An 18,174-nucleotide genomic window follows, 5' to 3' on the forward strand; every position below is an offset into this window, starting at 1 on the left:
CGCCGTGAAGCCCGTCGACCCCCGACTCCTCGGGTACGCCCGCACCACCAGGGCCTTCCTCGCCGGATCCGTGCTCCTCGGCGCGGCCGGCGCGGCCCTGGTGGTCGCCCAGGCGAGTCTCATCGCCGAGATCGTCGTCCGCGCCTTCCAGCGCGGGGCGACGCTCGGTGAACTGACCACGCCGCTGCTGCTGCTCGCCCTGACGGCCGTCGGGCGCGGGCTGGTCGGCTGGCTCACCGAACTCACCGCACACCGCTCCGTCGCCCGGGTGAAGTCCACCCTGCGGCGCCGGCTGCTCGACCACGCCACCGCGCTCGGCCCGTCCTACCTGGCGGGCCGGCGCACCGGCGAACTCACCACCCTCGCCACCCGCGGCATCGACGCCCTGGACGACTACTTCGCCCGCTACCTGCCGCAGCTGGCGCTGGCCGTGGTCGTGCCGGTCATCGTGCTGCTGCGGATCGTCGGCGCCGACTTCACCTCGGCCGCGATCATCGCCGGGACGCTGCCGCTGATCCCGCTGTTCATGGTGCTGATCGGGATGGCCACCCAGGCCCGGATGGACCGGCAGTGGGACACCCTGGCCCGGCTCTCACACCACTTCCTCGACGTCGTCGCCGGGCTCCCCACCCTCAAGGTGTTCAACCGGGCCCGCACCCAGGCCGCCACCATCGCCCGGATCACCGCCGACTACCGCCGGGCCACCCTGCGCACCCTGCGGATCGCCTTCATCTCCTCCTTCACCCTGGAGCTGCTCTCCACCCTCTCCGTCGCGCTGGTCGCCGTCACCGTCGGCTTCCGGCTGGTGGACGGCACCCTCGACCTGGAGACCGGGCTGCTGATCCTGGTCCTCGCCCCCGAGGTGTACGTCCCGATCCGCCAGGTCGGCGCCCTCTACCACTCCAGCGTCGAGGGGCTGACCGCCGCCGACGAGCTGTTCCGGGTGCTGGAGACCCCGCTGCCCGCCGCCGGGGCCGTCCCCGCCCCCGTGCTGACCGGCGCCGGGATCCGCGCCGAGGGCCTGGTCGTCCGCCACCCCGGACGGACCGAGCCCGCGCTGGACGGCGCCGCGCTGACCCTGCGCCCGGGCACCGCCACGGCCCTCACCGGCCCGAGCGGCGCCGGCAAGTCCACCCTGCTGTCCGTCCTGCTCGGCCTCACCGCCCCCGAGGCCGGCACCGTCCGGATCACCGCCGCCGACGGCCGCTGCTACGACCTCGCCGAGCTGGAGCCGGAGAGCTGGCGGCGGCAGATCGCCTGGGTGCCGCAGCACCCGCACCTGTTCGCCGGGACGATCGCCGAGAACCTGCGGCTCTACCGGCCCGAGGCCGACGACGAACAGCTGTGGACGGCGCTGCGGGCCGCGCACGCACTCGACTTCGTGACCGACCTGGCCGCCGAGCTCGGCGAGGACGGCAGCGGGCTCTCCGCCGGGCAGCGCCAGCGCCTCGCCCTCGCCCGGGTGCTGCTCGCCGACGACCGGCCGCTGGTCCTGCTGGACGAGCCCACCGCCAACCTGGACGGCGCCTCCGAGGCGGCCGTCGTGGACGCCGTCCGGGCGCTCGCCGCGGACCCGGCGCGCACCGTCCTGGTCGTGGCGCACCGGCCCGCGCTGCTGGCCGTCGCGGACCAGCGGGTACGGCTGGCCCCGTCGAGCGGGCGAGTCGCAGCCCCGCCCCGAGCCGAAGGGCGCGCCGCCCCGGTCCCGCTGCTCGCCCACCGCGGGAAGCCGACGCCCGCCCCCGCCGTACCGGAGGAGCCCGAGGCCGAGACCGGCAGCACGCCCCGGCTGGCGCTGTCCGTCCTGCTCGGCGCGCTCGCCCTCGGCAGCGCCGTCGCGCTGTTGGCCACCTCCGGCTACCTCATCTCCCGCGCCTCCGAGATGCCGCCGGTGCTCTACCTGATGATGGCCGTCACCTCCGTCCGGGCCTTCGGCATCGGCCGCAGCGTCTTCCGCTACGCCGAGCGGCTGGTCTCGCACGACGCGGTGCTGCGCACCCTCGGCACCCTGCGGGCCGCCGTCCACCGGCGGCTGAGCGCGCTCGCCCCCGCCGCACTGCCCGCCTTCCGGCGCGGCGACCTGCTCTCCCGGCTGGTCGCCGACGTGGACGCGATCCAGGACCACTACCTGCGCTGGCGGCTGCCCGCCGCCGTGGCGGCCGTGGTCGCGCTGGCCTCCACGGTGGCGCTGACCGCCTTCCTGCCCGCCGCCGGGGCGGTGCTCGGCCTCGGGCTGCTGCTGGCCGGCGTGCTGGTGCCCGCCCTGACCGCCCGCTGGTCGGCGGGCGCCGAGCGGCGGCAGGCCCCGGCGCGCGGGCGCCTGGCCACCGCCGTGGTGGACGCCTTCACCGGCACCGCCGAACTCACCGTGGCCGGCGCGCTGCCCGGCCGGCTGGCCGCCGTCCGCAGCGCCGACACCGTGCTGACCCGGCTGGCCGCCCGCTCGGCCGCCACCACGGCGCTCGGCACCGGGCTGATCGCGCTGCTCACCGGGCTGACGGTGACCGCCGCGGCGGCCGTCGGCGTCCAGGGGGTGCGGGACGGGGCGCTGGCGCCGGTCTGCCTGGCCCTGGTGGTGCTGACCCCGCTGGCCGCCTTCGAGGCGGTCACCGGGATGCCGCTCGCCGTCCAGGCCCGCCAGCGCAGCCGCGCCGCGCAGGCCCGGCTGGACGAGGTCCTTCAGGCTCCGCTGCCGGTGACCGAACCGGCGGAGCCGGTGGACCTGCCCGAGCAGCCGCTGCCGGTCGCGGTGCGCGGGCTGACCGTACGCCACCCCGGGCAGCCGGTGGACGCGCTCGCCGGGGTGGACCTCGACCTCGCCCCCGGCCGCCGGATCGCTGTGGTCGGCCCGTCCGGCTCCGGCAAGACCACCCTCGCCCAGGCGCTGCTGCGCTTCCTGGAGCCCACCGCCGGAGGCGTCACCTTCGCCGCCGGTCGTCCACAGGCTGTGGACAGCCGCGCGCTCGCGGGCGAGGACGTCCGCCGGGTGATCGGGCTCTGCGCGCAGGACGCGCACGTCTTCGACAGCTCGCTGCGGGAGAACCTGCGGCTGGCCCGGCCGGGCGCGGCGGAGGACGAGCTGCGCGCCGCGCTCGCCGCCGCCCGGCTGCTCGACTGGACCGAGGGCCTGCCGGACGGCCTGGACACCATGGTCGGCGAGCACGGCGCCCGGCTCTCCGGCGGCCAGCGGCAGCGCCTCGCGCTCGCCCGGGCGCTGCTCGCGGACTTCCCGGTGCTCGTCCTGGACGAGCCCGCCGAGCACCTCGACCTGCCCACCGCCGACGCGCTCACCGCCGACCTGCTGGCCGCCACCGCGGGCCGCACCACCGTGCTGATCACCCACCGGCTGGCCGGGCTGGACGACGCCACGGTGGACGAGGTGCTGGTGCTGGACGGCGGCCGGGTGGCCGAGCGGGGCCGCTGGTCGGAGCTGGTCGCCGACCCGGACGGGCGGCTGCACGCGCTGTGGCGGCGGGAGCGGGAGGCGGACGGGCTGCTGGAGGCGGTTCCGGCGTAGCCGGCGTCAGCGGGTAACCGCCAGTCGCGCCACCCTTCGGCTGAAAAGCGTACAAACTAGGCTTTCTCCATGGACCCCACGCCGGACCTCCCCGAGGCCACCCCCGAGCCGACACCCCATCGGGTGCCCGAGATCGCCTCGCTCGGGCTGGACACCCTGGTCACCGAGGTCGCCGAGCGCCTGCAGTCGGCCGCCGCCGTCACCGACCGGATGCAGCGGCTGCTGGAGGCGGTGGTCTCCATCGGCGCCGGGCTGGACCTGCACGCCACCCTGCACCGGATCGCCACCGGCGCCGCCGAACTGGTCGACGCCCGGTACGCGGCGCTCGGCGTGATCGCCCCCGGCGGCACCGGCCTGGCCGACTTCATCCACGTCGGCGTGGCCGACGACACCGCCGCCGCGATCGGCGAACTGCCCGCCGGCCGCGGCATCCTCGGCGCGCTCATCGACCGCCCCGAGCCGCTGCGGCTGACCGACCTCGGCGCCGACCCGCGCTCCTCCGGGTTCCCGCCGCACCACCCGCAGATGAAGACCTTCCTGGGCGTGCCGATCCGGGTCCGCGAGGAGGTGTTCGGCAACCTCTACCTCACCGAGAAGAAGGGCGGCGGCGCCTTCACCCCCGAGGACGAGCAGGTGGTGCACGCCCTCGCCGCCGCAGCCGGCGTGGCGATCGAGAACTCCCGGCTGTACGAGGAGGGCCGCCGCCGCGAGCGCTGGATCGCCGGCGCCGCCGCCGTCACCACCGCGCTGCTCTCCGCCGAGCAGGCCGAGACGGCGCTGACCGTCGCGGCCGAGCAGGTACGGGAGTTGGCGGACGCCGCGCTCGGCATGATCCTGCTGCCGACCGGCCCGGAGGGCGAGGGCGACGGGCAGATGCGGGTCGCCCACGCCTCCGGCGAGGTGGCCGAGTTCGTCCGCGGCGAACTGCTGCCCAAGGAGAGCTTCGCGGCCCGGCTGCTGGCGGGGGAGAGCGTCTACCTGGACGACATGTCCAGCGACCCGACCGTGGTGATCCGCCTCGCCCGCCGCTTCGGCCCGTCCATGGCCGTGCCGATGGTCGCCGCCGGGCGGGTGCTCGGCGGGCTCTGCGTCTGGCGCCCGTGCGGTGCGCTGCCGTTCACCGACACCGAGAAGCAGCTCGCCGAGACCTTCGCCTCGCAGGCCGCGCTCGCCCTGCGCCTGGCCGAGGGCCAGCGCGACCAGCAGCGCCTGGCCGTCTTCCAGGACCGCGACCGGATCGCCCGCGACCTCCACGACCTGGTGATCCAGCGGCTGTTCGCCACCGGGATGATGCTGGAGAGCGCGGCCCGGCGGGCGGTCGTCCCCGAGGTGAGATCCGGCATCGGCAAGGCGGTGGACGAGCTGGACGCCACCATCCAGGAGGTCCGCACCACCATCTACGCCCTGCAGCACGACAACCACGGCGACGCGCCGGACACCCTGCGCACCCGGGTGCTGCGGGAGGCCAGCCAGGCCGCGGCGGCGCTCGGCTTCAAGCCCTCGGTGAGCTTCGTCGGGCCGGTGGAGAGCCTGGTCGGCGACCAGACCGGCCGTCAACTGCTGGCCGCCCTGCGGGAGATGCTCTCCAACACGGCGCGGCACGCGCGGGCCTCCCGGGTCGGCGTGGAGATCGACGCGACCGTCCACCTGGGCGACGACGGCCGGCCGATGGGCGGCGACCCGGAGTCCCTGGACCGCGACGGCCGGCCGGGCGTGCTGCTCACCGTGACCGACGACGGGGTGGGCATCCCGGCGGGCGGCCGGCGCAGCGGACTGCGCAACCTGGCCCGGCGCGCGGAGGCGCTCGGCGGCGACGCCTGGCACGAGAGCGGGCCGTACCGCAAGGGCACCCTGGTGCGCTGGACGGCTCGGCTCTGAACCCACGCGGGCCGTTCGGGGGCCCGCCGGTCAAGATCTGTGAAAGTTAAACGAGGGAGAACTTCGCGACCAACAGCGCAAGTTGTGAACGTTCTGGGCTTTCGGCAGCTCCATGTGCACACATGGCTTTGCTCCGCTCGGAGGGGAATCCGGAAGGTAACCGGACGGAGGGGGCTGCGGACGCTTCCGGCCGCGGTCACACCGCAGCAGGGGCACGTCGAGGGGGGTTCCGCGCCGAACGGGCCGCGGACGGGCGCTACCGCTGGCAGCTCAAGGCGCCCAACGGCCGGGTGGCCGCTCGGCTCAGGCGAGGCCGAGCAGCTCCTCCAGCACCGCCGCGACGCCGTCCTGCTCGTTGCTCACCGTGTGCAGCGGCACCGCCGCCAGCACCTGCGGGTGGGCGTTGGCGACGGCGTACGCGGTGCCGGCCCAGGCCAGCATCTCCAGGTCGTTCGGCATATCGCCGAAGGCCACCACCTCGCGGCGGTCGATCCCGTGCCCGGCGCACCAGCGGGCCAGCGTGCTGGCCTTGGTGACGCCGGGCGCGCTGATCTCCAGCAGCGGGATCGGCGCCGAGCGGGTGATCTCGGCCAGGTGCCCGGCCGCCTCCCGGGCCTCGGCGAGGAACTTGTCCGGGTCCAGGTCCGGGTGCTTGGCCAGCAGCTTGAACAGGCCCCGCACCGGCCCGCCGGCCCCCAGCAGCTCCTCCGCCGAGCCGATCTGCTCCTCCAGGTCGTCGCCCCACATCGGCACCGCGTAGCCGGCCTCGCGGGCCCAGCCGTCCGGGTACTCGAAGGCGAACGCGGTGCCGGGCAGCTTGGCCCGCAGCACCTCGACCACCGCCAGGGTCGTCTCCACCGGCAGCGGGAAGGACTCCAGCAGCTCGCCGCGCCGCACGTCCACCACCGCGCCGCCGTTCGAGCAGATCGCCACCCCGTGACCGCCGATGTGCGGGCTCACCTGCTGCATCCAGCGCGGCGGCCGCCCGGTCACGAACACCACCTGCACCCCGGCCGCCTCGGCCGCCGCCAGGGCCGCGGCGGTGCGGGCGGTCACGGTGCCGCCGGAGCAGAGCAGGGTGCCGTCCAGGTCGGTGGCGATGAGGCGGGGAACGGTACGGGGTTCGGTCACCGGTCCATCTTCGCCCATCGGCGCCGCCGGGTCACCGGCCCGGGCCCCGGCCGTGCGCAGCCCCGGCCCGGGGCCCGATCCGGCCCTTCCTGCGCCGTTTCCGGCCGATCATCCCCCGCCCCGGGTGTCCGCCCCGGGCCCGGCGGGCAGGACAGCCCACGGCCACCCCGTCGGCAGGAAGAGCCATGCCCACTCGCCAGCTCCGCGACCAGTCGCCCCCGACCGCCCGCCCCGACTCCCCGGCCCCGGACGCCTCCGACACCTCCCGTGACCCGGTCCTGCTCGGCGACGTCCTCTTCCACACCCTCGCCGAACTCGCCCGCCGCACCGAGGCCCCCAGCCTCCCCGCCCAACGCACCCGCCCACACCCGTAGCCCCGTGATCGAGTTCCACTTCTCCAGGAGGTCGCCCCAGGAGGCTCCGAGCGGCTTCGATCTCGGAGACATCGAGATCTCCGGGGACGGCTCGTCCGCGAGCTCGATCGGACGGAGAGATCGGACGCATGCCGGTAGCGGACTTCGTGGACGCCCTCCTCGCCGCCGTGGGCTCGTTCTCGGAGGACGAGCTGAACCGGCTTTCGGACGACGACCCCGTCCGGGACGACCTGGTGGGCGCCATCGCGGATTTCCGGAGCCTCTCCCGGTAGGCGCGGAACGGGGTGCGTGCGAGGCCCTAGGCGGCGGCCGGGGCGGGGCGTTCGCGCAGGAGGAGTACGGCGTTCAGGGCGACTGCCGCGGCGGTGAGGCCGTGGACGCCGAACGCGGTGCCGGCCGACCCGTGGTTGCCCAGGACGGTCAGCATGTCGGTGACGGGCGCGGCGGTGAGCCCCAGCAGCATCCAGCCGAGGGCCTTGCGGTGGCCGGTCAGCAGGAGCGCGAAGAGGCCCAGGCCGGTCGCGATGTCGCGCCCGCCCTTGACGGTGAGGAAGCCCGTGCCCTCGTGCTCGGGCCAGCTCGGCAGGCCGAATCCGGACGCGGCCCCCTGGGGGTCCAGCACGTAGAGGAGGCCGATGTACAGGACGAACAGGACGCTCAGGACGGTGAGGACGGTGGTGAAGCGCTTCATGGCTTTCCTGCTCTTTCGGAGAGAATTCGGGGAGGAGGGGCGGTCCGGGCGGAGGCGGTCGGGGCGGTCAGCCCCGGACCCGGCGGGTGGCGCGGGTGTACTGCGCGCGGCCGACGGCGTACCAGAGCAGTCGGGCCGGGAGCGGCAGGCCGCCGAGGAGAGCCGAGCGTTCGGCGGGATCGGCCTCCTCCAGGACCATGCCGAGGAAGAACAGCAGCTTGGGTTTGGGCGTGTTGGCCAGGAAGTGCTCGCCCATCGCGTTCCACTCGTGCAGCCACAAGTGCCGTGCCGCGAGCGGGAGCAGTGAGGTCTCCTCCTCGTCGAGGTGCTCGACGAGGACCGCGCGGTGCTCGGCCAGGGCGGCCGTGAGCGTGTCGCGCTCCGCCTCGCCGGCCCCCGACTCCCAAGCGGCCAGGGCGGCTTCGGCCGCCGAGAGGGTGGCGGCGACGCGTTCGTGCTGGGCCTCCATCCGCAGGACGAGGTCGGCTTCGAGGTCGACCCTGGCCAGCAGCGGCGGCCACAGGAACGCGTCCTCGCCGTGGTGGTGGTTGCTCAATCCGAGCCGGTAGTCGCGGAAGTGGTCCGCCAGCACCCGGGCGCGGGCGGTGTCGCCGGGAGCCACGGCGGCGATCAGCTCGATGAGCAGTCGCGACTCGCGGCGCATTCCGCGGTGGATGACCACCATCTCCCGGGTGTTCGGACGGGTCTGTGCGGGTGCGTTCGTGGTGTCCATGCGAGAAGCCTCGCCGGGGGCTCCTGGAGGGCATTTGGAAGCGACTTGGAAAAGCATCGGGCCGTCTACGATGTGCCCGGTGATGGTCTCCATACGCGTGCTCGGCTCCTTCGCGGCCGAGTGGAACGGCGGGCCCGTCCCGCTCGGCGGCCGGCGCCAGCGCGCCGTCCTGGCCCGGCTGGCGGTGGCGCGCGGCGCGGTCGTCTCGGTCGACCGGATGGTCGAGGAGATCTGGCAAGGTGCCCCGCCTGCACGGGCGGTGACGTCACTTCAGGTCTACGTGTCGAACCTGCGACGGCTGCTGGAGCCCGGCCGGGCACCGCGCACTCCGGCCGCCCTGCTGGTCAGCGCACCACCCGGGTACGCGCTGCGCCTGCCGGACGGTGCCGTCGACGCCTGGCGGTTCGAGCGGTTGCTGCGCGAGGCGCGCGAGGTCTCGCAGTGGCAGCCGGAGGTGGCGCGGCGCCTGCTCGGCGAGGCGCTGTCGCTGTGGCGGGGCACGGCGTACGCCGAGTTCGTCGACGACTCCTGGGCCCGGGCCGAGGTCGCCCGGCTGGACGAGTTGCGGCTGGTCGCCCGCGAGCTGAACGTGGTCGCCGGGCTGAGGTCGGCGGATGCCGCGGTGACCGTACCCGAGGCCGAACTGCTCACCCTCGACGAGCCGTTGCGGGAGGAAGGCTGGCGGCTGCACGCGCTGGCGCTGTGGGCGGCGGGCCGGCAGGCCGACGCGCTGGCGACGCTGCGCCGGGCCCGCGCGGTCCTGGCGGCCGAGGTGGGCCTCGACCCGGGGCCCGCGCTGAACGAGCTCGAAGCGGCCATCCTGGGCGGTCGCACCGCGGTGCTGCGGGCCGCGACGGAGGTTCCGCGGCACCGGCCGCCGACCTCGCCCGAAGGCCGGAACGCCCCGGCACCGGCTCGCCGACCCGCCACTGACACCGACGCTGACACTGACACCGACGCTGACCCGCGCCTGTTCGTCGGCCGCGACGCCGAACTCGCCCGGCTGGTGGAGGCCGCCGGCCGGGCGGCCACCGCGGGGCCCGGGGTCGCGCTGGTCACCGGCGAGGCGGGCCTGGGAAAGTCGGAGCTGCTGGAGCGGCTCGGCGAGCGGCTGCGTGGCGACGGCTGGCTGGTCGCGGTCGGCCAGGCCACCGACGACGAGGGCGCGCCACCCGCGTGGCCCTGGGTGGCGGCACTGCGGACGATCGCCGCCGCCGCGCCGCCCCCGGCCGGGTCCGCCGAGGTCCTGGCCCCGCTGCTCTCCGACCGCGCATCCGGCCGGGGCCCCGACGAGGACGTGGCCGCCGGCCGGTTCCGCCTGAACCGCGCGGTGTCGCAGTGGCTCGCGGCGGTGGCCCGCGAGCGGCCGTTGGCCGTGCTGCTGGACGACCTGCACTGGGCCGACGCCGAGACGCTCGCCCTGCTGACCGGCCTGACCGACCTGCCCCCGGGGACACCGGTCCTGGTCGCGGCCGCCTACCGCCCGAACGAGATCGGCGGCCCGCTCGCGGACCAGCTCGCCGTGCTCGCGGGGCGGTCGCCGCTGCGGCTGCCGCTGCCGGGGCTGCCCGTGCCGGCCGTCGCCGAGGTGATCAAGGCGGCGGGTACCGGGCCGGTGGACGCCGGAACGGTCGCCGCACTCGCCGAACGCACCGGCGGAAACCCCTTCTACGTGTGGGAGAGCGCCCGACTGCTCGGCAGCGAAGGCGCGTTGGTGGCCCTGTCCGAGGTGCCGGAGGGGGTACGGGACGTGGTGCGCCGCAGGCTCGGGCGCCTCCCCGAAGCGGTGGTGGCCGTGCTGCGGCTGGCCGCGGTCGTCGGGCGGGAGGCGGACGTCGAGCTGCTGGTCGGCGCCGCGGACACCGACGAGGACGGGGTCCTGGGCGGGCTGGACGCCGGCCTGGTCGCCGGACTGCTGACCGAGCCCGCCCCGGGCCGCGTCCGGTTCACGCACGCGCTGGTGCGCGACACGCTGCTCGCCGATCTGAGCGGCCTGCGGGCCAGACGCATGCACGGACGGATCGCGGCCGGCCTGGAGCGGCTCGGTTCGGGTGATGTGTCCGCGCTGGCCCACCACTTCGCGAGGTCGGCGGCCTCGGCCACGGCCGCCAAGGGCGTGCACTACTGCCTGCGCGCGGCCGAGCTGGCCGCCGCCCGCTACGCCCACGACGCGGCGGCCGATCTGCTCGCGGCGGCGCTGGACTGCTTCGACCGGACCCCGGTCGGCCCGTCGCAGGACCGGGAGGCGGAACGCGTCGACCTGCTGGGCAGGCTGCTGCGCGCCCAGGTGCGGGCCGGGGCGGTCATGTCCGCCCGGGAGACCAGGCAGCGGGCGATCGAGTGCGCGGTCGGCACCGGGCGGAGCGAGCTGCTGATCCGCGCACTCACCGCCTGGTCCGAGCCCACCCCGTGGCAGACCCGGCCGTACGGCGCGGTCGACGAGCCCGTCGTCGCGCTGCTCGGCCGGTCGCTGGCCCAGCCGGGGCTGGTACCCGCCGCCCGGTGCGGGCTGCTGCTCGCCTACTGCGCCGAACTGTCCGACGAGCGGAACCCGCGCGTGCGGGCCGCGGCCGAGGAAGCCGTCGACCTCGCAACGGCCCTGGGGGATCCCGGCCTTCGCGCGCGGGCGCTCGCGGCGCTGCTCCGCGAACTCGACAACGAGCCCGAGGAACGCGAGGTGCGCGAGCTGGTGCTGCGGAGCGAGGAACTCGTCCGGCTCGCCACCGAGCACGACCTGCCGGCCTTCCGCTGGTTCGGCCTGCTCGCCCTGTCGACCGCTGCCGCGGCCGAAGGCGATGTCGCCGCTGCCTACGGCCACATCGACACGTGCGTGGAACTGGCCCGGACCTACCGGATGCCGGGGCCCACCGTGGTCGGCCAGACCGCGCTGGCGACGCGCGCGCTGATCGAAGGGCGCACCGAGGACGCCGAGGAGCTGTACGCCGAAGCCACCGCCGCAATGGCCAGGCAGGGCTCCCCGCACGCCGACGGCTTCCTGCAGGTCGCGCTGGCGACGATCCGGGCCGCGCAGGGAAGGCTCGGCGAGTTCGTCCCGCAGGCCCGGCAGCTGACCGAGGAGTACGGCCCGCTGGTGGCGGACCTGCTCGCGGCGGCCCTGTGCGCCGCCGGTCAGCCGGACGAGGCCCGCGCCGTCCTGGCCAGGCTCGGCCCGCTGCGCACGGACTACCTCCTCACGGTCCTCGCGACCTTCCGTGCAATGGCCGTGGTGGCGCTCGGCGAGCAGGAACGGGCCGACGAGCTCTACCGCACCCTGCTCCCCCACCGTGCCGCGCCGCCGCCCTCCGCAGGCTTCACCCTGGCGATCCGCCCGGTCGCGTACACCCTCGGCGAACTCGCCCGCCTCCTGGGCCGCGACGCCGAGGCCGCCACGCACTTCGCGCACGCGGCCGCCATCACCGAACGGTGGGGCACCGCCCTGGGACGCGGCGGCACCGGCTGACCGGAAGGGCACGCTCGTGACCTCGGTCAAGCCTCGTTCACCCATCACCCCTGGGCGGGCGAGTCGCTTCGACGTTCGGGGCCGGCTCCGCCCGGCGGCGCGGGCGGAGCCGGGCTGCCGTTCAGGAGGAGAGGCGGTTCAGCGCTGCGGTGGTGATGCCTTCGACGTAGGTCGGGGCGTCGGTGGGCCGTCCGGTGAGCTCGACGATGGCGACCTTGGTGCCGCTGCGCAGGACCGCGACCCCGCCGCTGACGGTGCCGTCGCCGTTGTAGGCCGGGTACCAGCGGGCGGTGCCGCCGGTGACGGTCAGGGTGTGGGCCGCGCCGTAGTGCCAGTGGCTGGCGGGCTCGTCCTGGCAGTCCTGAACGAGCGCGACGAGCTGCTTCTCCCAGGTGTCGGCCGCGGTCCCGGTGGGGGCGCTCGCGGCCGACTCGATCAGCATGCCGTGGGTGTCGAAGGTCCAGTTCACGGATGCGTACGCGGTGGCCTTGTCCTTGGTCAGGTCGCGCATCGTCTCCTCGCCGGAGCACGCGGACAGCGCCTGGCGTCCGGTCAGCGCAACGGTCGCGCCGACCGGGTTCAGGCCCTGCGGGAAGTCCTCGCTCTGGACGAGGTCGGCGGAGCCGAGTCCGGGCGCGGCGACCGCAGCCGGGTGGGCGGCGACCGCGGCGCGGTGCGCGGCGTCGTGCGCGGCCCCGTCGGCGCTGGCCGACTGGGTGCCGACGACGCTGGCCGTGATCAGTGCGGCGGCGAAGCAGGCCGCGGCGGCGAGCCGGTTGCGGCGAACGGACTTCTGCTGGACGGTCTGGTTCTCGGTCATCTGGTCCCCCTGCTGGTCGGGACGCCTGCTGCGTCCTCGTACAACCGGGGAGATGCCGCCCAAGGAGGGAAAGTTGGAGCCCTGACCGGCTGTTTCACAGCTGTGACAGAGCGGTCCTGACGACGCGGTCCATCGCGGCCGTCCCCAGGCAGGCATCGACCTCCAGCACCCCGTAGTGGTTGCCGCTGCGCAGCACGGCGATGCCGCCGCAGGGCTCCTTGCCCTCGGGTGCTCTGCCGGTGGTGTTGCGCGATCCCTGGTAGTAGCCCATCCAGCTCGCGGTGACGTCCGGGGCGAGCTGCAGCGTCGTGGTCCTTCCGTAGACCCAGTGCCCTGGCGGTTCCTCCTGGCAGGGCACCTCCTCCAGCAGCAGGCGTTCGGTGAAGTTCTGCGCCAGGGAAGGGCTCTGGGTCTCGGCGGCGACCTCGCGGGCGACCTGGTCGACGCGGTCGGCGGCCAGCGTGAAGTCGCCCGGGTCGGTGCGGGGACTGGTCATCAGTCCGCGGAAGTGGGCATCGGGCCCGCCCAGGGTCTGACTGAGGGTCTTCTCGCCGGTGCAGGCCGCGTTGGCGTAAACCCCGTCGCCGACCCGGTCGGTGACGTGGATCCGCCCGATGCCGACGTCCGGGCTGAACGCCGCGGGTTCCAGAAGGTTCGCGATCGTCACCGGCCCGGTCGCCCCGGTCGGCGAGGCGGAGCCGGAGGCCGAGGACGCGGGCGTCGGGACGGACCCGCCGGGCGTCGCGGGAGCGGACGCGCCCTGGGACGCCCCGCCGACCGCGGCACCCGACCGTGCTGCCGGGTGCGCGGTAGCGCCGGGGGGTGGTGGCAGGACGAACCGGCCGGTCGCCAGCCCGAGCGCGGCGGCTGCCACCAGGGCGGCGACGGCGGACCGGGGCCGGACGACGGGGTGGCCGCCGCCCGCCGCGGGACCGCCGTTCACAGACCGGTGACCAGGCGCTCGCGCATGAAGCGGCGGGCCTGGTGGATACGGTCCTTGACCGTGCCCAACGGGGCGTCCAGCGCCTCGGCCACCTGGACGTAGGTCAGGTCGCCCAGGTCGCGCAGCACGAAGGACTCCACCAGGGTGGGGTGCTGCTGCTCCAGCGCGGACAGCGCCTCCATCAGGTCGAGCCGGGTCCCGGCGATGACGCTGGTGGTGCGCGGGTCGACGGACTCGGGGAGGTCGGCGTGGCTGTCCTCGGCGCGCCGACGCATCGAGCGGTAGGTGGACCGGGCGGCGTTCGAGGCGATCACCGTCACCCAGCCCAGGAAGGAGCCGCGGCCGCCGTACTCGCCCAGGTGCGTGCTGATGGACAGCAGCGCGTCCTGTGCGGCCTCCTCCGCGTCGGCGTGGTGGGGCAGGAAGCGCGAGCAGCGGCGCAGCACCACCGGCCGCAGCTTGGCCAGCAGGTGCTCCATCGACCGCGGGTCCCCCGCCTGAGCAGCCGCCACGAGCCGTTCCAGCTCGCTTTCCTCGAACATCCGGATCCCCCCGTTTCGTCCCGCCCGGCATCCCCCGCCGAACGGGAGTTCCGCACTCCCCCCGACTCCGGCAGAATGCTGCCACATGCGCAAGCTCGGCCGTTACCTCCTCCTGGAGCGGCTCGGAGCCGGCTCCTTCGCGACGGTCTGGAAGGCCTACGATCCGGAGCTCGACACCGAGGTCGCGGTGAAGGTGCTGGCCGAGAACTGGGCCGCCAACGCCGATGTGCGCGAGCGGTTCCTGGCGGAGGCGAGGCTGCTGCGCCGGATCGCCAGCCCGCGGGTGGTCCGGGTGCACGACGTCGGGGTGCAGGAGGACCGGCCCTACTTCGTCATGGACTACGTACGCGGCGGCACCCTGGCGGACCGGGTCGGGCAGTGCGACCCGCAGGAGGCGCTACGGCTGGCCGCGGAGGCGGGCTACGCGGTCCAGGTCCTGCACGAGGCGGGCGTGGTGCACCGCGACGTCAAGCCGTCCAACCTGCTGCTCGCCACCGGCCCTGCGCCCGCCGCGGTGCTGGTGGCGGATCTGGGCAGCGCGAAGCAACTGGCCGACGCATCCGGGCTGACGGTGACCACGGGCACGCCCGCGTACATGGCACCGGAACAGGCTTTCCAGACCGGCGGGTTCGACGGGAGGGCCGACGTGTACGCGCTGGCCGTCGTGGCCTACGAGCTGCTGACCGGGCAGAAGCCGTTCGGCCCGGGCGGACGCGCCACAGCCCTGATGACCGGCCAGCCGACCTCCTCGACGCTGCCGGCGCTCCCAGCCGGAACGGAGCTCCCACCGAACGTCGCCCTGCTGCTACGGGCCGCGATGTCCGTCGAGCCGGCGGACCGACCGCCGACCGCCCAGGCCTTCGCGGACGCGCTGCTGGCTCCGGTCCCGCAGTCCCGGCCCCCGGAAGGCCCCGGGTGGCTGACCCCGCGCGCGGTCTGTCTGGCGTCGGGCACGGTGTTCACGGCGACGACCCTGCTGAGCTGGCTGCAGCGTTGAATCCGACCGGGAGCCGCTGACGGCTGCCGTAGGGTCGGTGGTATGCGACTGAGCACGGTGATCCTCCCCATCCACCGGTGGAGCGAGGGGCAGAAGATCTGGCGGCGGGCCGAGGACCTCGGGTTCCATGCCGCGTACACCTACGACCACCTGTCCTGGCGGTCGTTCCGGGACGAGCCGTGGTTCGGGTCCGTGCCGACGCTGACGGCCGCCGCCACCGCCACCGAGCGGCTGCGGCTGGGCACGCTGGTGACCTCGGTCAATCCTTTTTCACCTATCGCAGTGTGACCTGCGAGAACGCGACGTAGGGGGTCGAGGAGACGCAGTGAAGGCGGCAGATCGGCTCGAGCTGTCCTGTGTCGGCAGCGCGATCAGTGGACGTCGCGGCAGTGTTCGGCGGCCCGGTGGCCGCCCCCGGACACGGTTGCCAGCGTCGCGAGGGCGGCAGCGGCCGCATTGTCGGGGATGTCCGTCCGCTGCGCGAGGAACCGCACCCAGTGCGGCAGTAGCCCCTTGGCCCCGATGGTGGCCGGATGGTCGGGCATCCAGTCGTTGATCAGGCCGAGTTGGTGCTCGATCCGATGTGGTGACACCGAGTCGGCGGTATCGGGAAGGGCGCCCTCCAGCCACTCGCCGACCAGCGCTTCTACGGCTTCCGGGTCGGGTTCCTTGCCGTGCTCGTGCCGCAGCCAGGCGGAGAACGCCTCCACCGTCGGGGTGACATCGATATCCTGGTAGAGGCTGAGGGGCGTCGGCAGTGAGCTGCCGTGCCGCTGCAGGGCGTTGGACAGGTCGTGGATGCGCCGCAGGGCACGGAACCACTCGTCCCACACCGCCCGCGACTCAGTTCCGCGGATGGTGATCTCACTCAGGTCCACCTCGATGAGGCAGCGCAGCGCTTCCGTGTGGGCCTTGTCGAGTGGTTGCGGGACGCAGTCGATTGCTGCTGCGCCGACTGCGGTGCGCCAGGCTGCGGCAGCCTGCTGCACGTCGTCGAAGGTGCCGCCTCCGGCGAGCACGACGAAGCCGCAGGCGTCGATGTCGAAGAGGTAGACAGCCGGGTCGGCGCCGTTCGGGTAGCTGGTGGCCGCGATGACGCCGAGCCGGCTGCCGTAGACGTCGCGCATCGTCCACACGTCTCCGGTCATTTGCGGCTTCGCTGCCGAGTCGAGCCAGTCCGGCCGGTCCCCCGCGATGTCTGTGCCGTGCACGATCGGGTGCAGCCGGGACAGTGCGGCATCCGCCATGTGCGCGACTGCGGGGGAGCCGACCGAAGTCAGGCCGTGCAGGAGCAGGTTGGCGGCCCGGCTGCCGGGCGCCCCGGCGACCAGCTGTTCCCGGGCCCGTCGCTCCGTCACGTCGATCAGTTCCTCGACCCAGTAGTCGAGGAAGAGGGAGTGCTCGTCCTGGACGGCCTTGTGGACGTGTGCTCCCAGCAGGCGAGCCGTCATGTCCTCCAGCTGACGCGGGCTCTGGGCATCGAACAACACCTCGGCCTCGTCGAGGAGCCCTTCGATGGACGGTCCGAACCAGTCGGGTCGTGCGGACTCCGCGCCCGCGAGCCGCTGCAGGAACGACAGGCCGGACGGATCCCCGAAGGGGTTGCCGGCGCGGAGGCCTGACAGGTTCAGCCGCTCGCGCGGGGTGGGGATGTTCTTCGGGGACGCCGGGTTGCCCGAACGCTTCTTGTTGCCCTGCTGCTTCTTGGTGTTCGACCTGCGGTTGCGGGACACGGGTGACATGGCGGACCTTCGCGGAGAACAGACGACGGTGTACTGCGGGGGCAGGCTATCGCCGTCGCCCGGACAGTGGCGGCGGATCAGGAGTACTACGCTCGATCGGGTTGATCGGTGCGGGGGCTGTTCCACGGCCCCGGGCGAAGACCGGGTTGGCGGACCGCAGCAGGTACTCGCGCAGGTGCGGGAGGAGTATCCACCCGGTGGCTTATGGGGCAGCCGGGTGGGGGACCGGTCGCTGCGCGAGCTTGCCAGCTCCGCCACCTTACGCAGCGTGATCGCTTTCTGACCCTGAGGCGATATCTGCATTACGCGCATGATATTCTGCGCGTAATGAAGTCTTCTGCACCCTCTCTGCTCCCCCTGTTCCGGTCTCAGCTACAGGGGGACCTCTTGGCGCTCACTCTGCTAAGTCCGGAGCGCAGTTGGACGCTCATCGAACTGGCCAGGGCGCTGGACGTCTCGCACACGGCGGTGCTCAGAGAGGTGGACAGGCTGATCGGCGCTGAGATCCTCGCAGGGAAGCGGCTCGGCCGCACCCGGATCATCAGTGCTCGAACGGACACCCTGCTGTATCGACCGCTGTGCGACCTGCTGCTCGTGACATACGGGCCAGTGCCTCGACTCACGGTGATCCTCTCGACTCTCGACGGAGTCGAGGAGGCGTACATCTACGGTTCGTGGGCGGCCCGTTACGAGGGGGAGCCCGGTCCGATCCCAGGAGATGTCGATGTCCTGGTCGTCGGGCAGCCCGACCCGGACGAGCTTTTCGACGTCGCCGAGCAGGCGTCGCGAGAGCTGCACCGGGAGGTCAACGTCCACCGCATCTCCCCGCTGGCCTGGGCCTCGGAGAGCGCCGAACCGTTCCTCACCTCGGTCCGCGAGCGACCGCTGGTCCGCCTAACGCTGCACAAGGAGAATGGCGCGTGAACCGCTGGGAACAGGGCCGTGCGACCGTTGACGACCTGATCCAACGACGTGAGGTCGAGAGGGTGCCGGCGTCTGCGGGGCATGCCCAGGCGGAGTTGGCTCAGGCACGGCAGCACCTGGCCTCTGCGAAGCTGCTCCTCGACGCCGACCCGGTCGGCGCGTACAGCCTCGCGTACGACGCCGCGCGCAAGGCGCTTGCGGCGGTCTTGATGAACCAGGGTCTCCGTGCCACGAGCAGGGGTGGCCATGTCGCCGTGTACGAGACGGTGAAGGCGCAGCTCGACCCGCCGTTGGGCGGAGTCCTGCGACCGTTCAGCCGCATGCGGATCCGCCGCAACGAGAGCGAGTACCGGTCTGCCGAAGCCCCGGCCATCACCCCCGAAGGGTGAGCGGCGATCTGCCGAAGGCACAGGCGATCATCG

At 74.1% G+C, this 18,174-nt stretch carries 15 protein-coding genes and 1 pseudogene; 9 read left to right on the forward strand and 7 right to left on the reverse strand.

All coding sequences use genetic code 11. The annotated features are described in order from the left end of the window. Positions 1-4 precede the first annotated feature (4 nt). Entirely contained in the window at positions 5-3,517 is a 3,513-nt protein-coding gene (cydD, locus tag OP86_RS06455; protein WP_030255387.1) for a thiol reductant ABC exporter subunit CydD, read from the forward strand. A gap of 69 nt (positions 3,518-3,586) precedes the next feature. Next, positions 3,587-5,395 carry a sensor histidine kinase gene (locus tag OP86_RS06460; protein WP_030055488.1) on the forward strand — a complete coding sequence of 603 codons (1,809 nt, stop codon included), beginning with the start codon at positions 3,587-3,589 and terminating at the stop codon, positions 5,393-5,395. A gap of 303 nt (positions 5,396-5,698) precedes the next feature. Here OP86_RS06460 and OP86_RS06465 read toward each other — a convergent pair whose 3' ends face one another. Next, entirely contained in the window at positions 5,699-6,544 is an 846-nt protein-coding gene (locus OP86_RS06465; protein ID WP_030055487.1) for an HAD family hydrolase, read from the reverse strand. Between the two features lie 167 nt (positions 6,545-6,711). On the opposite strand from OP86_RS06465, the gene OP86_RS06470 reads away from it, so the two are divergent. Both OP86_RS06470 and OP86_RS36460 read left to right on the forward strand, forming a co-directional pair. After that, positions 6,712-6,900 (forward strand): hypothetical protein, encoded by a 189-nt coding sequence (locus OP86_RS06470; protein ID WP_030055486.1) that lies wholly within the window; start codon positions 6,712-6,714, stop codon positions 6,898-6,900. 128 nt (positions 6,901-7,028) lie between these two features. Beyond that, complete coding sequence (locus OP86_RS36460; RefSeq protein WP_157849679.1) at positions 7,029-7,172, forward strand: hypothetical protein; 144 nt, start codon at positions 7,029-7,031, stop codon at positions 7,170-7,172. Between the two features lie 26 nt (positions 7,173-7,198). Here OP86_RS36460 and OP86_RS06475 read toward each other — a convergent pair whose 3' ends face one another. Together OP86_RS06475 and OP86_RS06480 are read right to left on the reverse strand one after the other, a co-directional pair. Continuing rightward, entirely contained in the window at positions 7,199-7,591 is a 393-nt protein-coding gene (locus OP86_RS06475; RefSeq protein ID WP_030055485.1) for a DUF4267 domain-containing protein, read from the reverse strand. 67 nt (positions 7,592-7,658) lie between these two features. Continuing rightward, a complete protein-coding gene (locus tag OP86_RS06480; protein WP_051829753.1) occupies positions 7,659-8,324 on the reverse strand; it encodes a hemerythrin domain-containing protein in 666 nt (221 codons plus the stop codon). A gap of 82 nt (positions 8,325-8,406) precedes the next feature. Between OP86_RS06480 and OP86_RS06485 the strand changes: the two genes are divergently transcribed. Then, a complete protein-coding gene (locus tag OP86_RS06485; RefSeq protein WP_051829766.1) occupies positions 8,407-11,784 on the forward strand; it encodes an ATP-binding protein in 3,378 nt (1,125 codons plus the stop codon). A gap of 121 nt (positions 11,785-11,905) precedes the next feature. Here the strand turns inward: OP86_RS06485 and OP86_RS35635 are convergent, their stop codons facing one another. From OP86_RS35635 to OP86_RS06500, 3 genes are all read right to left on the reverse strand, one after another. Further along, positions 11,906-12,604, reverse strand: a complete 699-nt coding sequence (locus OP86_RS35635; protein WP_030255393.1) for a hypothetical protein — start codon at positions 12,602-12,604, stop codon at positions 11,906-11,908. Between the two features lie 94 nt (positions 12,605-12,698). Beyond that, entirely contained in the window at positions 12,699-13,547 is an 849-nt protein-coding gene (locus OP86_RS06495; RefSeq protein ID WP_030055480.1) for a hypothetical protein, read from the reverse strand. Beyond that, positions 13,544-14,089 (reverse strand): RNA polymerase sigma factor, encoded by a 546-nt coding sequence (locus OP86_RS06500; RefSeq protein ID WP_030055479.1) that lies wholly within the window; start codon positions 14,087-14,089, stop codon positions 13,544-13,546. The genes OP86_RS06495 and OP86_RS06500 overlap by 4 nt, the downstream gene beginning before the upstream one ends. A gap of 85 nt (positions 14,090-14,174) precedes the next feature. Between OP86_RS06500 and OP86_RS06505 the strand changes: the two genes are divergently transcribed. Both OP86_RS06505 and OP86_RS06510 read left to right on the forward strand, forming a co-directional pair. Continuing rightward, entirely contained in the window at positions 14,175-15,086 is a 912-nt protein-coding gene (locus tag OP86_RS06505) for a serine/threonine-protein kinase (protein WP_051829754.1), read from the forward strand. Between the two features lie 42 nt (positions 15,087-15,128). Next, a pseudogene (locus OP86_RS06510) lies at positions 15,129-15,371 on the forward strand (LLM class flavin-dependent oxidoreductase); the annotation flags it as partial. A gap of 86 nt (positions 15,372-15,457) precedes the next feature. On the opposite strand, the gene OP86_RS06515 reads toward OP86_RS06510, so the two are convergent. Continuing rightward, positions 15,458-16,828, reverse strand: a complete 1,371-nt coding sequence (locus OP86_RS06515) for a hypothetical protein (protein ID WP_157849680.1) — start codon at positions 16,826-16,828, stop codon at positions 15,458-15,460. A gap of 327 nt (positions 16,829-17,155) precedes the next feature. Here OP86_RS06515 and OP86_RS06520 point away from each other — a divergent pair, with 327 nt between their 5' ends. Next, entirely contained in the window at positions 17,156-17,752 is a 597-nt protein-coding gene (locus OP86_RS06520; protein ID WP_030055474.1) for a nucleotidyltransferase domain-containing protein, read from the forward strand. After that, a complete protein-coding gene (locus OP86_RS32790; protein ID WP_199815149.1) occupies positions 17,749-18,141 on the forward strand; it encodes a hypothetical protein in 393 nt (130 codons plus the stop codon). The genes OP86_RS06520 and OP86_RS32790 overlap by 4 nt, the downstream gene beginning before the upstream one ends. Positions 18,142-18,174: the final 33 nt, after the last annotated feature.

Origin of the sequence: Streptomyces novaecaesareae (genome assembly GCF_000716875.1) — a bacterium.
Lineage (GTDB): Bacteria > Actinomycetota > Actinomycetes > Streptomycetales > Streptomycetaceae > Kitasatospora > Kitasatospora novaecaesareae.